This window comes from Bradyrhizobium sp., from assembly GCF_049586575.1.
Lineage (GTDB): Bacteria > Pseudomonadota > Alphaproteobacteria > Rhizobiales > Xanthobacteraceae > Bradyrhizobium.
The window spans coordinates 1-3,732 of sequence record NZ_JBAVCF010000777.1 but is presented as its reverse complement, the minus strand read 5'-3'; the positions used below and the strand labels follow the sequence as shown (position 1 = coordinate 3,732).

The 3,732-nt window shown below is 58.6% G+C and carries 3 protein-coding genes; all 3 read right to left on the bottom strand.

Annotated elements, in window-relative coordinates; genetic code table 11:
* On the bottom strand, positions 1-319 hold a 319-nt coding region (locus WB528_RS27860), incomplete at its 3' end, for a selenium-binding protein SBP56-related protein (RefSeq protein ID WP_423892574.1).
* A 30-nt stretch (positions 320-349) separates the two neighbouring features.
* Complete coding sequence (locus WB528_RS27855) at positions 350-2,770, bottom strand: PAS-domain containing protein (protein ID WP_423892572.1); 2,421 nt, start codon at positions 2,768-2,770, stop codon at positions 350-352.
* 306 nt (positions 2,771-3,076) lie between these two features.
* Entirely contained in the window at positions 3,077-3,454 is a 378-nt protein-coding gene (locus tag WB528_RS27850; RefSeq protein ID WP_423892570.1) for a hypothetical protein, read from the bottom strand.
* Between the last annotated feature and the right edge of the window lie 278 nt (positions 3,455-3,732).

Here is a 3,732-nt window from a genome sequence, read left to right as displayed (position 1 = left end):
CAATATAGATTCGCGAGGAACGACTCCCGGGGATAATGAGGTAGCGCCGCTCGAGGAAAGCGTGCCCCGTGAGCGGCGACAAAGACGACGAGCAAGCGTTCCAGCCGAAATGGTGAAACTCGTCACCCTTATTGGGCATCGTCACGGTGTGAACGATTTGACTGAAAGTGGGAGAGCCAGGCTTTACGTCGATTACCGCGAGCGCGTCTGGTTTTGAGAAATCCGGGCTAAGCAGCAAGGTATAGGCGAAGCTTTCTGGCGGAGCTTCCATTGCAAGCTTTGGCGATGCATGAAACGTAGGGTCGGGCCTTAGCGTCATGGTACTGCCTCCCTGTTTGCGTGGCGTTGGTCAGTTGTATGGCGGATTCTTTTGGCCGGTCCGCGGCAAAACGAGTTTGAACTCGGTGAACTTCCCGGGCTCCGTATCCACATCGATGCTGCCACCGTGTTGTTTCACGATGATCTCGTGGCTCATTGAAAGACCGAGCCCGGTACCTTCACCCGTAGGTTTAGTCGTGAAGAAAGGATTGAATATCTTCTCCTTTATTTCGGTCGGAATGCCGGTGCCGTTGTCACGAATACGAATTTCTACCTTGTCGCCTAGATCTTTCGTGGCGGCGCTTAGCGTCGGACTAAAGCCGTCACTACCTTCCGTTCTACGTCTAGTCGCCGCGTAGAATCCATTTGATATCAAATTGAGCAAGACTCGGGTTATCTCCTGCGGAAACACATCGGCCAAGCCGACGGCCGGATCAAAATTGCGTTCCAGAGTAATCGCGAATTCCGCCTTTTCCGCTCTGGCACCGTGATAAGCGAGGTTCAGGCTCTCATCAACTATCGCGTTGATATCAGCAGGACGATGCTCGCCGGAACCCTCACGGGAATGCTGCAGCATGTTTTTCACGATGGAGTCGGCTCGCTTGCCATGCTGGACGACCTTTTCGAGGTTGTCCTTCAGCATGGTTGTCAATTCTTCGACTTCTCTCCGCATTTTTTCGCCGAGCGCGGCAGACTTAAGCAAGTCATTCAGCTCATCGGTCAGCTCCGCCGACAGCGCGGAGAAATTATTGACAAAATTGAGCGGGTTCTTGATCTCGTGCGCAATGCCGGCCGTAAGCTGGCCGAGAGCAGCCAGCTTTCCTTGCACGATCAGCTGCTGTTGGGCTGTCTTGAGCTGCTCAAGCGCGGATTCCGCCTCTGCCTTGGCCTTTGCGATCTCGGCCTGCCGCCGCTTCTGCTCGGTGATGTCGGTGTAGACGCCGACATGCGAGCCGTCCCTCATCGTGTAGTCGCTGACCTGAAGCCAGATTCCGGAGCTGAGATGCTGCTCGCGTGGGCCGCTCGGATTGCGTCGTCGCGCCAATACCGCCGCCATAAACCCTTCCGGGTCCTTTGCGGCGGCGGGAAACATGCCGATTTCCACGGCGGCGCGCATGAAGGATTCAAATGTGTTGCCAGGGTGCACCATGTGGGCGACATCCGTGAACCAGCCGCGATAGTGCGAATTGCACATCACGATGCGATCTTGCGGATCGAACAACACGAAACCTTCCGCGATCGATTCCAGTGCATCCTCGAGCTGGCGCCTGGCGCGGTCGAGCTCTTCGCGCAAGCGCTTTTCGGTCGTGATGTCGCCGGTGGACCCTGAAACGCGGCAGGCGCGTCCGGTTTGGTCGCGACTCGCGACGCCGTGCTGGCGTGCCCAGTGCCAGGAGCCATCGGCATGGCGGTAACGGTATTCGACTTCGAGGCGTTCTGTCTCTCCCTTGAGGTGAGCGATAATCGCGGCACGATAGCGCGGCATGTCGTCGGGATGGACGCGATCGAGCCATTGCTGCCGCGTTGAGAGTTCCTGGGGCGTCAACGCTATGAGATCATAGAGCCGAGACGAGTAGTACATTTCACCGGTCGCGATATCCCACTCGTAGACAGCCTCGTTGATCGCTTGCATGGCGGTCGCGTAGCGCTGCTCGCTGTTGCGAAGTGCCTCCTCCATACTTCGCCGTGCAGTCACATTGCTGACGCAACCAACGAGCCTGGTCGCGCGTCCTGCCGCGTCACGGATCGGCAACCCACGGTCCTCGACCCATCGATAGTTTCCATCGCGCGCTTTGATGCGATATTCGCACGCGACCGTGGCGGTTTTTCCCCCGAAGCATTCCCGGAGCGCGTCGCGGTAGATTTCGGCTTCGTCCGGATGAACCCGTGAGAACCAGTCGTCCGAAGTCAGCTGTCCTTCGAAGCCGAAAATCTCCATCACCCGGTCGGAAACGTAGAGGGAGCTATCAGCGATGTTCCAGTCGTAGATTCCCTCGGCGACAGCCTCGGTGACGCGCGAGTAGCGCTCTTCGTTTTCTCGCAGCTTCCGCTCCGTCGCGCGTTCCTCCGTGACGTCCGCATAGGTGATCATCAGGCCACGGCCAGGTATAGGCGTATGGCGGATCGCAAGCCGCCGTCGACCCTCGATATCCTGTTCGTCCTCCCACGGCTTAAGCGTGAGGATCTCGGCCATGCGATCCCTGACCAAGGCGTCGACCTCGCCGGTGCCGTAGTCGCCGCGGGCAGCTATATAATGGACGATATCCTCAAGCCGGGTCCCGCAAATGCAGAGCCATTCGGGCAAGAAACGCAGTTCACAAAAAGAGCGGTTCGCGTAGACGAGGTTGAAGTCGTTGTCGAAAATTCCAATGCCACTCGGCAGAAGGTCGAGGGCCGCGCTCTCGACGCGGGCTAGATCGGCAAAGTCGAGTGCGACTGGATCGTCGGTCACGGGCTCGCTCCCGGTGGGTGTGAAGCCCGAGCGTTGCATCGGAGCCCCGGCCCCACAGTTTAGCACTTTGCGCCCGGGCCGGGAGCCAGAAACGGCACACAATCGACCTCCGATTTGGTCAGGCCGATATCCGAGTTGTGAGCGTCGCTTTGAGCGCCTGCTCATCACTTCTGATCTACCCCTACCAACGGACATCGACGCATCGGCACGGCTGGTCGGTTTCGTGCCAACAAACGGACGTCCGGTGACCTTTCGAGACCCGTCGGTGGCCCAGACTGCACCTGATAGAAGCGACGTCCGCGCGCCCTAATGCGTGAATTTTGGAATTTGTTCGGCAAAGCCGTCGAAGCACCCCAGTCGATCGTTCTTGTCGACGAGGTGGCGGCAGTCCCGGATGCCCTTGACGGGCGGCGGATTCGGATTGAGTTCCGGTTTGACAGCAGCGTCGTAGCAATCCAGCCGGGCTTGGGGATCAACTGGGACTTTGAGACACTTCTGGGCCTTTTCGGCGATTGAGACGCCTTTCGGCGCGACCTCCTCAGCTGGCGCGGCTCTCTTCATTGGCGCGGCCGGTTTTTCCGCTGCTGCCGGCCGCGGCGTTTGGGCCAAAGCCGCCGGGACCGAAGCGACGAGGGCAAAGCCGGCCGCCAACGACAACACCGTGATCAGCAGCTTGGTCTTCATGTCAGATTCCCTTTGCCTTCGAACCCAGCTTACAAGGCGGCAAACAATTTGAACTCTGGTGGAGGCGGTGTCCACAGGAATGACTCGGGTCTAGAGCGAGGTAAGGCAAAGTGGACAAGGGAGCGCGGCACCGGGTCTAGAGACTATTCACTTCTGAGATGGGTCCAAATGCCGACCTGACACTGAGCGCGGGTGACACCGTCTCTTGCCTCGAAAGCGGACATCGTGGGGTTCGCTCATTGCACTCACGCACCGGAATAACAGTATTCCCTTGACAC

What these genes read in the sequence shown, in the direction of transcription:
- WB528_RS27850 (WP_423892570.1), bottom strand. Translation starts at nt 3,454, where the DNA reads ATGAAGACCAAGCTGCTGATCACGGTGTTGTCGTTGGCGGCCGGCTTT.